This is a genomic window from uncultured Roseobacter sp. (genome assembly GCF_947499265.1).
In the GTDB taxonomy this organism is placed as follows: domain Bacteria; phylum Pseudomonadota; class Alphaproteobacteria; order Rhodobacterales; family Rhodobacteraceae; genus Roseobacter.
Genome location: NZ_CANMNK010000004.1, coordinates 42161 through 56601, shown reverse-complemented (window position 1 = coordinate 56601; position 14441 = coordinate 42161). Strand labels below are relative to the sequence as shown.

Annotated in this window: 13 protein-coding genes, 1 tRNA gene and 1 pseudogene; 7 read left to right on the top strand and 8 right to left on the bottom strand. The window is 55.6% G+C overall.

The features are described from left to right. Window positions 1-12 precede the first annotated feature (12 nt). The 3 genes from Q1A63_RS11195 to Q1A63_RS11185 form a co-directional block, all read right to left on the bottom strand. A complete protein-coding gene (locus Q1A63_RS11195; RefSeq protein ID WP_298971870.1) occupies window positions 13-1824 on the bottom strand; it encodes an ABC transporter transmembrane domain-containing protein in 1812 nt (603 codons plus the stop codon). A 263-nt stretch (window positions 1825-2087) separates the two neighbouring features. Further along, window positions 2088-2161: transfer RNA gene (locus Q1A63_RS11190), tRNA-Gly, on the bottom strand. Window positions 2162-2558: 397 nt separating this feature from the next. Continuing rightward, entirely contained in the window at window positions 2559-3620 is a 1062-nt protein-coding gene (locus Q1A63_RS11185) for a hypothetical protein (RefSeq protein WP_298971739.1), read from the bottom strand. Here Q1A63_RS11185 and Q1A63_RS11180 point away from each other — a divergent pair. The 3 genes and pseudogenes from Q1A63_RS11180 (at window position 3619) to Q1A63_RS11170 (ending at window position 5704) form a co-directional block, all read left to right on the top strand. Then, window positions 3619-3771 carry a hypothetical protein gene (locus Q1A63_RS11180; RefSeq protein WP_298971737.1) on the top strand — a complete coding sequence of 51 codons (153 nt, stop codon included), beginning with the start codon at window positions 3619-3621 and terminating at the stop codon, window positions 3769-3771. The genes Q1A63_RS11185 and Q1A63_RS11180 overlap by 2 nt on opposite strands. 113 nt (window positions 3772-3884) lie before the next feature. Then, window positions 3885-4518: pseudogene (locus Q1A63_RS11175) on the top strand (tyrosine-type recombinase/integrase). A 166-nt stretch (window positions 4519-4684) separates the two neighbouring features. Further along, complete coding sequence (locus Q1A63_RS11170; protein WP_298971734.1) at window positions 4685-5704, top strand: IS110 family transposase; 1020 nt, start codon at window positions 4685-4687, stop codon at window positions 5702-5704. Between the two features lie 297 nt (window positions 5705-6001). Here Q1A63_RS11170 and Q1A63_RS25655 read toward each other — a convergent pair whose 3' ends face one another. Further along, window positions 6002-6589, bottom strand: a complete 588-nt coding sequence (locus Q1A63_RS25655; protein WP_366524333.1) for a LysR family transcriptional regulator — start codon at window positions 6587-6589, stop codon at window positions 6002-6004. Between the two features lie 142 nt (window positions 6590-6731). On the opposite strand from Q1A63_RS25655, the gene Q1A63_RS11160 reads away from it, so the two are divergent. Together Q1A63_RS11160 and Q1A63_RS11155 are read left to right on the top strand one after the other, a co-directional pair. Continuing rightward, window positions 6732-7151 carry a RidA family protein gene (locus Q1A63_RS11160; protein ID WP_298971732.1) on the top strand — a complete coding sequence of 140 codons (420 nt, stop codon included), beginning with the start codon at window positions 6732-6734 and terminating at the stop codon, window positions 7149-7151. A 12-nt stretch (window positions 7152-7163) separates the two neighbouring features. Further along, complete coding sequence (locus Q1A63_RS11155) at window positions 7164-7613, top strand: VOC family protein (RefSeq protein ID WP_298971730.1); 450 nt, start codon at window positions 7164-7166, stop codon at window positions 7611-7613. A 141-nt stretch (window positions 7614-7754) separates the two neighbouring features. Here Q1A63_RS11155 and Q1A63_RS11150 read toward each other — a convergent pair whose 3' ends face one another. Further along, window positions 7755-8783 (bottom strand): aldo/keto reductase, encoded by a 1029-nt coding sequence (locus tag Q1A63_RS11150; protein WP_298971727.1) that lies wholly within the window; start codon window positions 8781-8783, stop codon window positions 7755-7757. Window positions 8784-8953: 170 nt separating this feature from the next. On the opposite strand from Q1A63_RS11150, the gene Q1A63_RS11145 reads away from it, so the two are divergent. Next, window positions 8954-9859, top strand: a complete 906-nt coding sequence (locus Q1A63_RS11145) for an AraC family transcriptional regulator (protein ID WP_298971724.1) — start codon at window positions 8954-8956, stop codon at window positions 9857-9859. A gap of 231 nt (window positions 9860-10090) precedes the next feature. Continuing rightward, window positions 10091-11170: an alpha/beta fold hydrolase gene (locus Q1A63_RS11140; RefSeq protein WP_298971722.1), complete on the top strand. Its 1080-nt coding sequence runs from the start codon at window positions 10091-10093 to the stop codon at window positions 11168-11170. Between the two features lie 231 nt (window positions 11171-11401). Here the strand turns inward: Q1A63_RS11140 and Q1A63_RS11135 are convergent, their stop codons facing one another. From Q1A63_RS11135 to Q1A63_RS11125, 3 genes are all read right to left on the bottom strand, one after another. Beyond that, a complete protein-coding gene (locus tag Q1A63_RS11135) occupies window positions 11402-11665 on the bottom strand; it encodes a hypothetical protein (RefSeq protein ID WP_298971720.1) in 264 nt (87 codons plus the stop codon). A 388-nt stretch (window positions 11666-12053) separates the two neighbouring features. Continuing rightward, window positions 12054-13493, bottom strand: a complete 1440-nt coding sequence (locus tag Q1A63_RS11130) for a LuxR C-terminal-related transcriptional regulator (RefSeq protein WP_298971718.1) — start codon at window positions 13491-13493, stop codon at window positions 12054-12056. After that, window positions 13490-14296, bottom strand: coding sequence for a LuxR C-terminal-related transcriptional regulator (locus tag Q1A63_RS11125; protein ID WP_298971716.1), 807 nt, complete (start codon window positions 14294-14296; stop codon window positions 13490-13492). Before Q1A63_RS11125 ends, Q1A63_RS11130 begins: the two co-directional genes overlap by 4 nt. Between the last annotated feature and the right edge of the window lie 145 nt (window positions 14297-14441).

Here is a 14441-nt window from a genome sequence, read left to right as displayed (position 1 = left end):
CAATCTGCGCTGCTACTCTGCAGCCATGCCATCGGTAAACTGCAGCCGGGCCAGACGCGCATAAAGCCCGTCTTCCGCGACAAGCTCATCATGTGGTCCGCTGGCGACCACCCTGCCCTGATCCATCACGACAATCCGGTCCGCTTTCTTAACCGTGGCCAACCGATGCGCAACGATGAGCGTCGTGCGCCCCCGGCTCAGGGTGTCGACTGCGGTTTGTACGGCGCGTTCGCTTTCCGCGTCCAAGGCGCTGGTCGCTTCATCCAGCAGCAAGACGGGCGCATCGCGCAAAATGGCCCGCGCAATGGCGATCCGTTGCTTCTGCCCGCCCGACAGCATCACGCCGCGTTCTCCGAGATAAGCGTCATAGCCATCCGGCAGGGCCGCAATGAAATCATGCGCTGCGGCGGCTTTAGCGGCATTCTCAATCTCCGCATCCGTGGCGTCGGGACGGCCAAAGCGGATGTTGTCCCGGGCCGAGGCCGCAAAGATCACAGGGTCCTGCGGCACCAGCGCGATGGATTTGCGGAAGGCGTCCCGCTGCAGCTGGCTCAGGTCCATACCGTCCAATGTGATTTTCCCCGCAGAGGGGTCGTAAAAGCGCAGGATCATCTGGATGATGGTTGTCTTGCCCGCTCCCGAGGGTCCGACAAATGCCACCGTTTCGCCGGGCTCGATGTTCAGGCTGACGTCATCCAGCGCATTGATCTTGGGCCGTGACGGATAGGCAAAGGTCACATTTTCAAAGGCGATCCGACCGGTCACGGGTTGCGGCAGCGCCAGACCCGTTTGCGAGTCCTGCACACTATCTTGGGTCTGCAAAAGTTCCACCAGACGTTCGGTCGCCCCGGCTGCCCGTTGCAACTCGCCCCAGATCTCTGACAGCGCCGCAACACCCCCGGCCACCATGACCGCGTAGATGACAAATTGCACCAACGCGCCTTGCGTCATGTCACCTGCCCGCACGTCCCGCGCGCCAATCCACAGCACGCCCACGATGCCTGCAAAGACAAGGAAAATCACGATGACTGTCATCAGGGCGCGGGTCCAGATCCGGCGGCGCGCGGAATCGTAAGAGAGTTCGGTAAATTCGGAGAACTTCGACCGGCTGGCCGTCTCATAGGTGAATGCCTGCACGGTTTGCACAGCACTCAGCGCTTCCGAGGCATTGCCCGAAGACGCCGCGATCCAGTCCTGGTTTTCCCGGCTCAGAACCCGCAGTCGGCGCCCCAGCACAAGGATCGGCACCACCACGGCGGGCACAATCAGCAGCACAAGCCCGGTCAGTTTTGCCGAGGTCAGCAGCATCAGCACGAGGCCGCCAATAAAGATCAGCAGGTTGCGCAGCGCGATGGAGACCGATGAACCAATGACCGACAAAAGCAGTGTCGTATCTGTGGTGATCCGGCTCAACACTTCGCCGGTCATGACCTTTTCGTAAAACGCGGGGCTCATGGTGATGACGCGGTCGAAAACAGCCTTGCGGATATCGGCGACAACTCTTTCGCCCAAGCGTGTGACCAAGGCATAGCGCAGACCGGTCCCGATGGCCAAAAGCCCCGCAATGCCCAGGGCGGCCCCGAAATACTGGTCAAGAATGTGCGAATTCGCCGTGTCGAAATTGTCGACGACACGACGCACCGCCAAAGGGAGTGTCAATGAGATGAGCGCCGTTGTGACCAAGGCGGCGATGGCCGCGAACATGAGCCGCCTGTACGGCCACAGAAACGGCACCAGAGCCGCAAGCGCACCGATTTTGCGCGACTTGGCGCGTTCTTCTTTTTGCCCCGGTGCCGCAGGGGCCGGGGGAGTACCGCGAGCCATATCAATTCCTCTTTCGTCGGGCTATTTCATGGCCGTAGGCGTGCAAAGGGTCAAGGCTCCGGAAGCCTAAACGCCCGATCGGGGCCGAAATGCCGCGGCAGACTTCCCGGTATGCGTGTAGGAGGCGAGCGGGAGCGTCCATTCAGGCTGCTCAATTATGACTTTGTGAGGGGCAATTACTACCCGCAACGCATGACTAACGGGCCGGTTCAAAGAGATGCTGTGCGGCGCAAAAAACAGCTCTTTCAGTGGGTCTAGAAAGTTGGAGCGGGCGGCGGGAATCGAACCCGCATCATCAGCTTGGAAGGCTGAGGTCTTACCATTACACAACGCCCGCTCAACAGATTCTGGGTCTATTTCATACCTCTGTGAGCGTCAAGTGAGCCAAGTCAGGTCCGTTAGATGATTTGCAATTCTTCTACCGCCCACGGCCCAGAGCTGCCAATCATTAAGTGCCAAGATGCTGCTGTCGCATGACCGCTTTCCGGACATTCGCTGCAAGTGCAATGTTTAGGTGCTTCCGAACTCACATAAGCGTACGAAACCTACCGTTTGTTGTTTGTTCTTCAAGGTCCGCTTTGCACGCTTCCTAACTGCGACAATCACTCCGTTCGGTGAGAACCCATTGCACACATGACTGGTCTGACCCTGCAGCTTCGGTTTAATCGCGCCGTTGCAGGGAGGTGCCCATTCCGAATTAAGTCAGCAGTCGCGGCAAGTAGCCCTCTCTTTGGTCAAAATCCGAACGTCACGGGATCATGCCGAGCCTCCGGCCGTAATCGCATTAGCGCTTTCGGCAGTAGGATATCAAGGCGCTCTTCTATCAGATGCGCCCGCACCCCAGCATAGATCGCGGCCAGCCCACAAAGCGCGATGATCCCAGCGGCGACATAAAGGTTGTCCCAAGCCTGAAACCAGTCACCAAGGTAGATAGCGAGCGCTAGCATGCCACCTGACACGCCTCCAGGGCGGCGAATATACACAGAGAAGAGCATCATCATCAGGCCGGTGGGCAGCAATAACCACAGATGCGGCGTGGATCTCGGAAAAGAAAAACTGAACACCAACGTAAATACGAGAAATGCAAAAAGCCCTGCTTTGTTCACCCAAAAGCCGTGGTTCCGACGCGCATTGAGGTCAAGCCACCAGCCAAGCGCGCAGCAAATGACTGTCGCGAACAACCACAGTGAATAATCAGCGTACAGATGGTCAAGCTGTTGGCCATAGAAAATGTCGGTGATGTACATACCAAGTACGCACAAAACCCCAAGCCACGCAGGCAGAAAACTGCGGGACCCGATCAGGATTGCCGAGACTACCAGAATCGGGAAAAGCGGTAAGTATATCGTCTGTAAAATGATCGGCGCACCTTCCAGACTGTTCCATGCTTGCCCTGGCCCGTTTAGCCCCCAATTGGCATGTAAATAAGCCGCGACGGCGAAGGCCAAGGTAACCCCCATTCCTGTGACCAATAGTGATGACAAAAGGCGTAGACCAAAGCGAGGCTGTACCACCCTGTCCAAAGCAAAAAGTCCCCCGCTGTATACCAGGCACACCCAAGTCAGACGCTCCATATCGCCTTGCGAAATCTCTGCAGCCAACAAAGTCAGGGCAAAAACGATCAAACTTACCCCGCAGAGCCAAAGCAAATGCACTATCGATAGGCGTAGGCCGGATTGCTGCGCATCCAGCTTTTCAATGGCTTTGCGTTGCGCTTCGGAAATGATACCGTTTTCGACCGCTATGCGTAATTGTTCCATTGCAAACTCCACTCTATTGATTTGAACTATGTTCATGAACACAGTTCAAGTCAACCCGAAACGTTACGTCAAACCAATGAAGAGTGCCTGTGCCCCTCTCACCCTTGGCAAAAAACTACCTTTGGTTTTGGTGGCTTTTTTCGGCAACGACTTGAGAAACCGGACATTCGTGCAAGCAGCAGCATAAAGTAGTTTGGGCTCTAGACCGGACCTCGGATACGACGCAGCATCTTGTGATATGCTGCGTGGGTCAACGTCGGGTTGTCGATTGGGAGGGCATGGCGGATCGGAGGATTAGTCATGGAAACACCGAATTTACCTGCCATTCGCGCGCTTCGTCCCGCCTGGAAAAAAGGTCGCATTGTAGGCTAAAAAACGACCCTTGAAACCGAAGCATGTCTGGGCAATCAGAGTGCGACTGGAACTGGCCGAGAACCATCGCGACCTCGCGTTGTTCAACATGGCAATCGACAGCAAGCTTCGCGGGTGTGACCTAGTCAAGATGAAGGTCGTCGACGCCATGGCGTCCGGCCAAATCAAGGAACGAGCCTCGGTACTGCAGAGCAAGACGCAAAAACCCGTGCGCTTTGAGATTTCCGAGGGCACACGTGCCTCAATCGAGAAATGGATGGAGGATGAACTGATGGTCGACTCAGAACACCTGTGGCCAGGCCGGTTCCATGAGCGCCTGCACATTTCGACGCGTCAGTACGCGCAGATCATCCGCGACTGGGTCACTTCGATCGGCCTTGAAGCGACGGCCTATGGCACCCATTCGATGCGCCGCACCAAGGTTACTCAGATCTACAAGAAGACTGGAAATCTCAGGGCTGTACAGCTAATGCTTGGTCATACCAAGATGGATAGCACGGTTCGGTATCTCGGCGTCGAAATTGAAGATGCATTGGCTATCGCTGAAGCCATTGAAATCTAGATTTTTGGGGCCGCCTGATAAGGCGACCCTTAGCCGACATCCAGCCCGCAGCGTCAATGCTACGCTTGCAGCCTGCATTGCGGATGGGGTGGATGGCTCCTGTTCCCCCGGCGTCACAATGCGCCATACTGCAGTTGTCTATCACTGCTAGGAAAGCAGCCACCCAATGCAGGTTACAAAAGTCGGCCTAGATCTGGCCAAGAACATCTTTCAGATGCACGGGATCACAGAAGATGGGACCGTTGCGTTCAACAAGTCACTCAGGCGTTCACAGCTCTTGGACTTCTTCAAGAACCTTGAGCCCTGTCTCATCGGCATGGAAGCTTACGGATCCAGCCACCATTGGGCGCGGCAGTTTCAAAAGCTGGGCCATAAAGTCCGGCTGATGCTTGCGATGTACGTGAAGGCCTATGTTAAACGTGGGAAGTCAGATGCCATCGACGCTGAGGCGATCTGTGAAGCGGTCACGCGCCCTACGATGCGTTTCGTGGCGATCAAAACCGAGGAACAGCAGGGTGTCCTGTTCCTCCACCGTGCCCGAGACATGGTCGTGCGGCAGCGGACCCAGCTCAGCAACATGTTACGCGGACTGTTGGGTGAGTTCGGGATTGTGATCGCGCAAGGGGTCGGTAGAGCCGTGAAGTTTGCGAAGGCGGTATTGGACGGAGACCTCCCGAGCATTCCCGATGTCGCCATTGATGCGTTAACGAACCTGTGCAACCAGATGGTCGCTCTGCATCTGCGCATTCTCTGGTACGATAAACGCATCCTGCTTGAAGGTCGAAGAGACCGCCAGGTCATGCTATTGCGAACCATTCCCGGGGTTGGCCCGGTCACCGCCGCGGCGATCGTCGCGACCGCTGGCGACGGGCATCAATTCCGCAATGGACGCGAGATTGCTGCTTGGCTGGGACTGACGCCCTTGAACCGATCCAGCGCTGGCAACGAACGTCTTGGGCGCATCTCCAAGATGGGAGACAGATACGTCAGACGCCTATTGGTAGCAGGCATGACAGCACGACTGAGACACATGAAGGACAATCCGGACCGCGTAGATCCATGGGCAATGTCCTTGCGAGAACGAAAATCCCCGCGCGTGGCTACCGTCGCCATGGCCAACAAAACGGCCCGTATCATCTGGGCGGTTTTGACCCGCAACGAAAGGTATCAGCCTCACACAGCATAAACACCCAAAAGGAAGACAAGAGACGCAAGACCATTGAGATGATGGAGCAATGTCAGTCCGCCAACCAAGACACCCCGTCGAATGTCAGGGACACGAAGTTGTCCGTATTGCGGTTTGGGACTTGGCCAGCGGAAACCATCAGGGCCAGCAGCCGCGTGCGCTGCGCCAATAGGCCGGACACACGACTGCATCTGACAGACGATCAAATCAGCTCAAAAATGTCTTGCTATGCAGGAGACATCCATACAGGACGTTCATTCTCGGTGCAATTCCAACGAACCACGCGTCTTGTCGCGTTTACTCTGCGCTCTCGGACGCCAATGCTTCAATGATCGCGCGCGATTGACGGCATTCAGCCAGACCAGGTCGGGTGATGAAATAAATTGGCTCTGAGTTGCCATTTGGACAGACGGCATTCTCTGAAAGACTTCCGTGTCGTGTTTGCCTGGCGAGAAGCAATGCATCAAGTTCGTTGTTCCAGATCAGTTCAATCTCGTCGGTGATCCGTGTATCCCGGACATAAGACTCAAGCTCGGTCGAATGCCGCGGCCATCCTTTTGGAAGCCGCTCGACGACCAGCCGGTCGAGACCGATGCTCAGCTTGCGGCCATTGAGAGCTGGAGCAACTGCTTCCGTGGCGTCTGTGAGGACGTCGAAAGCGCGCGAGATGTCAGGGAGATAAGCAGCGCCTTCCCGCGTCAACAACAACCCTTGAGGGAGGCGCCGGAAGAGAGAGATACCGAGAGACATTTCCAATCGCTTGACCTGCTGGCTGACGGCACCGGCCGTGACGCCAAGCTCAGCTGCGGCAGCCTTGAAGCTCAAATGCCGCGCCGCCGCCTCAAATGCTTTGAGCCCGTTCAAGGATGGAAATCGATAGGTCATGCTGTCTCCTTGGGGCGTCTTAGCATGGACGACCTCCGAACGAGACTGAGATTTTCTGAGTCTCGCGTTCAAATTTTGTCGTTTGAGTAAAAGCAGGCAATCCGGTCAAGTCTTGCCAAAAGTCAGGATGAGGACCTCCATAATGATCAGATACAACCCTCCGACTGGATGGCCACAACTTGGCCGTCCTTTCCATCATGGTGTGATCGCGCCGAAGGGCCACGTGCTCCACATGACCGGACAAGTGGCATGGGACAAAGATGCCAACGTCATTGGCAAGGGCGATTGCGAAGCGCAGGCACGGCAATGCTTCGACAATGTCGAGAACATTCTGAAAGCCGTCGGCGGGCAATTGGAAGATATCGTCTCCTTAACCGTCTTCTATCTGGACCCAACGGACATGCCGGCGATTCAGAAAGTCAGGGCCGAACGCCTCCAAATGGAGCATGGCCCGGTCAGCATTCTAATCCAGGCAGCGGGGCTGATCACACCAGACCTACTGGTGGAAGTCGCGCCAATTGCCGTGATCCCCGACGATCGCTTTCACGAACCAAGATATTGAGGTTGAACGGACATGAACAAATACAGCGGCTTCAGAGCCATTCGCAGCTTGGACTACGTGATCATCCTTTGCCATGACCTCGCAAAGATGAGAGCTTTCTACGAGCAACTATTTGAGTTCCAAATAGAAGAGGATTTCCCCGAACGAATGATGTTCTTTAGGGTTGGGGTCTTGTTTCTTGGCCTACGAAAGCGAGGGCGCGCCTATGATGGACCGAGCGTGCCGTCATCATCCGCTTCCATCCAGATCAGCTTTCGTGTGCCACCCGCTGATGTCGATCTCGCCTATGACAAGCTTGTCGAATGTGGCTTGGACGTCATCGAACCACCTACGAACCAAGATTGGACCCACAGGACCCTGTTCTTTAGGGACCCAGAGCATAACATCGTTGAAATCTTCGCGGACATCCACCCGAGTGAGACTTTGGCTGAAACATCAGGGGTTCATCAAATTGTCATTTGACGGCCCAAACCGGACTTTGAACATGTCAATCATTGCGCCAATGCAGCGTTCCAAAAGCGCACATCCGATCTAATCCAAGAATCCAGCCCTAAGCGCAGCCTGTTTGAGCGGGCCGCCAAGGCGGCCCGCATTGATTCCTTTTTACTGAAGCATATGCGACCGATATTCGCCTTGCCGCTGAATCATCCAGCCTGGGTACTCCGCTGGCAACTGTGTCACCTTGTCCAGCGCCGCAATATCCTCTGATGAAAGGGTGACTTCAACGGCACCAACGTTGTCGGAAAGCTGTTCTGGACGCTTTGCACCCAATATGACGCTTGTGACGACCTTCTGATGCAGTAGCCAGGCCAGCGCCACCTGTGGCACCGAACAGCCCTTATCCTTCGCGATAGCCCGCATCACATCGATTGCATCATAAGCCCGGTCCTTAGCGATCGGCGGGAAGTCGAAACTCACGCGGCGACCTTCCGCGGTCTTTCCTTCTCGATCAAACTTACCGGAGAGAAAGCCACCTGCGAGCGGGCTCCAGACCATCAGGCCGATCTGCTCAGCTTGCAGCATCGGTGCCAGTTCCCGCTCTAGGTCGCGACCCGCAACGCTGTAGTAAGCTTGCAACGACGTAATCGGCGCAAGATGCCTTGCCTCTGCAATCCCAACTGCCTTGACAATCTGCCACGCCGCCCAGTTCGAAAGGCCGAGATAACGGACATGGCCTTGCCGAACCAGCATATCCAATGCCTCAAGCGTCTCGACCATTGGCGTGGCTGGGTCGAACCCATGAATCTGATACAGGTCGATGTGATCGAGATGCAGCCGTTTGAGGCTCGCCTTTGCCTGATCCAAAATGTGCCCACGCGAAGAACCACGCGCATTTGGCCCTTCGCCCATCGGGCCGTGGACCTTGGTTGCAATCACAACGTCGTCCCGAGCGACACCGACATTCTTCAGAGATACCCCGAGGATCTCTTCGCTTTTGCCCGTCGCGTAGATATTGGCGGTATCGATAAAGTTAATGCCCGCATCCAAAGCTGTTTTTAGCAGGCCGTCTGCATCGTCCTGCTGGAGCTTGCCGATCTGCCCCCACATGTCGTCCGATCCGCCGAACGTCATAGTGCCGAGGCAAAGTTCCGAGACAAAGAGACCGCTGTGACCGAGGCGTTTATAACGCATTATATCTTTCCTTCGTTGAAAGTGCCTGGGCCGATGCAGCCGAGGCTCGCCAAAGATATGCGACCTCACAGCCTGTTCATGCCACGCCGATCCTCGCGAAACATTGCACGATCCTCTCAAACGTCCGGGATTGGTCTGGCCACCCATGGGTGACAAGGTAGAGTAACGGCATGACGAGCCCGCATCTTGAAACCTTGACGGAACGCGCTCTGGATCTCTGGCAGATCCATGGGCGTGAGCCCCCTCTGCCCGGCGTTTTTCTTGCCGTAGCCGAAGAACCGACGGGTCCTCTGCACGGCGTTTATCAACCCTCGCTCTGCGTTGTCCTTCAAGGGTCTAAGGTCAGCCGGGTCGGACACAGGAGCTATCGCTACGACGCAGGAAAATGCCTGATTGCCTCATTGGATGTGCCGGTGCAAGCGGAAATCACCACCGCCTCAAAAGCGCGCCCCTACGCGGCCATGATCGTCACTGTCGATCCGGCGGTTGTAGCTGAGCTGTTGCTTGATCACCCCACAACGGGAACAGGTGCCGAAATCACACCTGAGGCACTCGCTGTGCATCCTCTGTCCAGTGACTTGATCGACCCGCTCGAACGGCTTTTGGCGTTGGCAAAGCGCCCCCGTGACATACCCGTCGTCGCACCGATGATACAGCGGGAAATCATATGGCAGCTTCTGAATGGCCCGCAAGCTGGCATGCTTTGCCAAGTCGGCTTGGCTGACAGCCGCGTTGCGCGCATTGGCAAATCGATTGCCTGGGTGAGGGAGAACTTCAATGAAGCGTTGAGTGTGCCCCATTTAGCAATGCTCGCGGGGATGAGCCCAGCGACGTTTCACCGGCAGTTCAAGGCCGCGACCGCAATGACACCGGTTCAGTTCCAAAAGAGTTTGCGTCTTCAGGAAGCCCGGCGATTGCTCTTGTCGGGAGGGGTGGATGTGGCTCAGGTCGGTTTTGCCATTGGCTACGAAAGCCCATCGCAGTTCAGCCGCGAATACCGCCGGATGTTCGGCGCACCCCCTGGTCGCGACGGGATTCAGCTACGCAATATCGTTGCGGCAGAAAGCCACGGCTAGATTGCATCGAACGCAAACCGGCCCATAGGGGACATCTAGTAGCCAATCGCTACGCTGCGCTTTCAGCCTGCATCGCCGACATTCGCTGCGGGTGCAAGGAGGTGGCTGTTTGACTGATCTACGCAGTGGACACAGAGCAAGCGATAAACCAATCGACGCGCCAGAGGCCGCCCACTTGCGTATTGCTCGGTAGCCCCTAAATGTAAACAGTATTTACATGGAGGTGGCGCGATGCTGAAGATACGGGATTGGGTTTTGGCCTCTGCGGTCATCTTTACATTCGCCCCTATACAATCGCTTGCTCAATCCGGTCTCGAAACCACTGGTCGTGTGGTCGAGATCGAGGTTCCAGCACCCGCGCTGGAGGACAATCTTCTTGAAAGCCCTAGCATTCAGGCCGCTGCCATCTATCTACCGCCCAGCTACGACCAGCAGCCAGATAGCCGCTTCCCGGCGGTCTATCTGCTTCATGGCATTTTTGACGATTATGGGGTCTGGACGGAGAATTTTGAGGTGCCAACCATCTTGGATCACCTCATCACAACCGGGCAAATGCCAGAGCTGATCGTGGTCATGCCCAATGGCGGCAACAAATACGGCGGAGGGTTCTACCGAAATTCACCCGTTAGCGGTAATTGGGCTGATTATATTGCTGATGATCTGGTTGGAGCCATTGATGCGCGGTTCCGGACCATTCCGGATGACGATAGCCGCGCTGTTGTGGGCCATTCAATGGGTGGCTATGGCGCGCTTCATCTTGCGATGACGCGACCAGGAGTTTTCTCCGTGGTATGGGCCCTTAGTCCTTGTTGCCTTGCAGCCAACGACGACCTGAGCTTTGGCAATGATGCTTGGCGACGGGCAGCATCGGTCAATCAGCCGGAGGATCTTCAAAAACTGATCGATAGTGGCGATTTCTATCCAATCGCTGTCCTCGGAATCGTGACGGCCTTCAGCCCTGATGCAGAAGCCGCGCCCATCTACGGTAAGTTTCCATTTGAGATCGTTCGCGGAGAGATCATCCTAAACAACGCGACCTTTGATCGATATCTTGATCAGCTGCCGGTTAGGCAAGTGCAGACAGCCCGCGACAATCTTCGCCAACTGAGTGGGTTGGCAATGGATGTCGGTCTCAATGATCAATTCTTGCATATCCCAAAGGGAACGCTTGAATTGTCGCAGCAATTTGGCAGGGAACGCATCCCACACCGTTTGGACGTCTATGCGGGTGACCATCGCGAACAGGTGAGCGAACGCCTGGAGAATATCATTTTTCCCTGGGTCGCTGAGCGACTAACGATCACGGAGTAGACAATAGCATGGTCTCATAGCAACAATGAACTCTCTGTACCACCACCGAACTTGGGTACGAACGGCACGGCCAAAGCCCTCATCCGCCGGTTGGTTTGGATGCTGCGGTCGCGCCCGCATTCCCGCCATTCGCTGCGAAGCGAAGTTCACCAGCACCTCGCAGCGCCCGATGACCGGTTCGCGGGAAAAGCCGCCTTTTATCCATCGGAGCGAAAGTCCGCTGATCTGAATTCAGGCAAGTGCGCGGCGACGAATGCACGCATTAACGGCATCAGCACCGGACTTCGTTCCTCCAAGATTTTCAACGGCACGAGCACGCGGCAATGCCCCTTCAGGGTTGCTGGACGCACCGCCTGGGAAGACCGAATAAACACCAGTTGCCTGTGTCTCCTCGAGGCAGGCATCGACCAGTGCTTTAACCTCACTCTGGGGCAAAGGTTTGCTTGTTGCGCACCCTGCCAAAACCAAAAAAACAGGAAAAAGCAACTTGCGCATTATACTACCGTCATGACTAAAAGAGAGCAGATTGGCGTTTATATTCCTTGTGCTCGTCAGTCAACTGGTAAGTTGCCTCCGACAATAGGCCGAACCCGGCTGTTTTCAGTTGCACCGCAATTTGCTTCCGTCCGGTCATGTTGCAGCATCCGTCACCTTGGGCTCATTGCGGACCTCGGTCGAGTGCAGCATCATAACTACCAGCACAACCTACTCAGATGAGGACGACCTTAACTGACACTCAGTTGGGTTTCTGAATACTGCGGTTGCACCCGCATTCCGGACATTCGCTGCAAGCGCAAATTTTCAACATTCTTAAACCCGCAATCCGCGGGCGCAGCACCATTTCGCAGCGGTTGCGTCAAAGGCTGTTTCAACGAACTATCAGTTATCCAGAAAAACCTGCTTTGAACAATCGCGCCCGCAGTTCGTTCAATTTTTTGAGATCTTTCAAAGGAACACGATCAAGATCTTTGACGCTGATGTCAGGCAGGACGTTCTGACAGGATTTGACGGTGTTGGTCGCGTCTTCTTGGTGGCCTTGCGCCACATGACTCGCGGCCAAGATGAAGTGTGCGAAATACCACGTTGGCATACGATGGATTGCGCGCTCTGCCCATTCGATTGCGGTGGCGTAACGTCCAGCCATATAATGCGCAAGCGCAAGACCGGAAAAACGAAAGAAGATGCTTGGGTCGAGAGGATTTGAGCGGATAGCGATTTCCTGATTGGCAATAGCCGCGTCCGAGCGGCCAAGAATGCCAAGCAATGTACCAAGACTGCCATAGGCCAGCGAGCAGTTTGGGTTCAGGGCCACGGCGCGCTCCAAGGATGCAAGCGACTCATCGTATTTAAGCAGCCCCCAGCACGAAATCCCCAATGCCCAATGCGCATATTCATTGCGGTCGTCCAACTGCGTGGCGCGCCGTGCCAATGCGTAGGCCGTTTCCATTGCAGGCTGGACGTCCGGTACAAACCCCATGATGGCGATATGGTGGTTGATCAACGACAAGATCATGTTCGCCTCGGCGCTCTCAGGGTCAATCGCCAATGCCCGTTCCAGCAACGTCTTGGCGTGGGCATAGCTTTCTGGTGTGAAATCATAAAGCAGATGCCAAGACCGCATTGTCAGTTCCCAGACCGTCAGATCGGGGCGTGTCGCGCGCTCAACGGGCTCTTGAATGGTACTTAGGTGAACAGTTGTCTGGATCGAGGCCACCACGTTACGAGTAATTTCATCTTGCAGATCAAAGACATCCATGAGCTGCCCGTCATAGCGTTCGGACCAAACATGCCCACCGGTTGTTCCGTCGATGAGCTGCGCCGTCACCCGCATCCGGTCGCCTGACCGTCTGACACTGCCTTCAAGGACAAACCGAACCCCAAGTTCTTCGGCGATGCGCCGAACATCAACGGATCTGCCTTTGTACGTAAATGTCGTGTTTCGTGCGATGACAAACAGCCAAGGAGACCGTGACAGGGCCGTGATGATGTCATCACTGATCCCGTCGGAGAAGTACTCCTGCTCAGCATCGCCGGACATGTTTTCAAAGGCCAGCACCGCGATGGAGGGTCTTTCTGGTCGGGTGGGACGTTCGATGGGCAAGTAAGAGAGCCGGGTCGCAACGGGGGTCAGCCGATCACGCAATTCCAATTTCGAGGACACGCCGAGTTTGCGGTAGATGGTGGCCAAATGTGTGCGCACCGTAGACGGCGCAAGACACAAACGATCCGCGATCTGCTGATAGCTTTCGCCTTGTGCGTAGTCCTCCGCGATTTGGTTTTCGCGGGTGGTGAGCGTGCTTGTCTCGTCGAACTTCTCGGTCACGAATGCGCCGCCTGTATCGCTTTGATCATGCGCGCGTTCTCCAAAGCAATCACACTTTGGGCCGCAAACATCTGCGCAAGCCGAGTGGTGTCGTCGGAAAAAGGGCGCACCGTCTGGCGATAGATCGTGAACGCGCCCACCAAACGGTCACCGGCAAGCATAGGAATAGCGATAAAGGACCGCGCCCCGCCGAGGTCCGCTGTGGCATAGCGCAAGGGATCGTCCGTTTGGTAAATTGCCTCGGATTTGACGTCGATGATATTGATGACCACACGCTGGTTGTTCATGCGGCCGGGACCAGTTTCGGGGCTGACGGCGAAGACGCCTTGATCATCCAGCCACGCCCTAAACGGTTTCGGAATTCCTGCAGCGTGATTGGCAAGAAACCTACCGTCGTGCTGATACTCGAACAGAATGCCAAACTCCGCATCACAAAGTTCAAGGGCGTAGGTCAGGATCAATGGCATCACTGCTTCCAGATCACCTCGGGACGCGCTTATGATCCGCAAGACTTCGCTCAGGGCTCTTTCCCGACTGATTGCTTCTTCTAGGCTTAGCGCCAATTCGGACACGATAGCCGCCATTTCGGATTGGCTGCGGGGGTGCGGGGCGTCGCCATTCAGATGGGTTGCCAGTTCCAGTTTTGAGGAGACTTCAAGCTTGCGGTAGATGGTCGCCAGATGCGTCCTCACAGTGGATGGTGCAATGCAAAGCGTGTCAGCGATTGTCTGATAGGTCTCTCCACCCGCATAAGATTGCGCGATCTGCAATTCTCTTTGGCTGAGACCTGATTGTCCAGACACCTAAAATACTCCGAGAAAATCAACGTACTATGAGTGTGATGAGAACGCGTTCAACAAGCAATCCTGCAAATGCTGTAGTTTGAATACTGCATGTCGGATGCTGATTTTACAGCATCTGCACGATACCTAGCACCATGGGCGTTGG

Coding starts and splice junctions, on each gene's coding strand:
- Q1A63_RS11150 (WP_298971727.1), bottom strand. CDS start 8,783: ATGCGTTATAAACGCCTCGGTCACAGCGGTCTCTTTGTCTCGGAACTT.
- Q1A63_RS11135 (WP_298971720.1), bottom strand. CDS start 11,665: ATGCGCAAGTTGCTTTTTCCTGTTTTTTTGGTTTTGGCAGGGTGCGCA.
- Q1A63_RS11160 (WP_298971732.1), top strand. CDS start 6,732: ATGATCAGATACAACCCTCCGACTGGATGGCCACAACTTGGCCGTCCT.
- Q1A63_RS11145 (WP_298971724.1), top strand. CDS start 8,954: ATGACGAGCCCGCATCTTGAAACCTTGACGGAACGCGCTCTGGATCTC.
- Q1A63_RS11155 (WP_298971730.1), top strand. CDS start 7,164: ATGAACAAATACAGCGGCTTCAGAGCCATTCGCAGCTTGGACTACGTG.
- Q1A63_RS11185 (WP_298971739.1), bottom strand. CDS start 3,620: ATGAACATAGTTCAAATCAATAGAGTGGAGTTTGCAATGGAACAATTA.
- Q1A63_RS11170 (WP_298971734.1), top strand. CDS start 4,685: ATGCAGGTTACAAAAGTCGGCCTAGATCTGGCCAAGAACATCTTTCAG.
- Q1A63_RS11180 (WP_298971737.1), top strand. CDS start 3,619: ATGAACACAGTTCAAGTCAACCCGAAACGTTACGTCAAACCAATGAAG.
- Q1A63_RS25655 (WP_366524333.1), bottom strand. CDS start 6,589: ATGACCTATCGATTTCCATCCTTGAACGGGCTCAAAGCATTTGAGGCG.
- Q1A63_RS11140 (WP_298971722.1), top strand. CDS start 10,091: ATGCTGAAGATACGGGATTGGGTTTTGGCCTCTGCGGTCATCTTTACA.
- Q1A63_RS11195 (WP_298971870.1), bottom strand. CDS start 1,824: ATGGCTCGCGGTACTCCCCCGGCCCCTGCGGCACCGGGGCAAAAAGAA.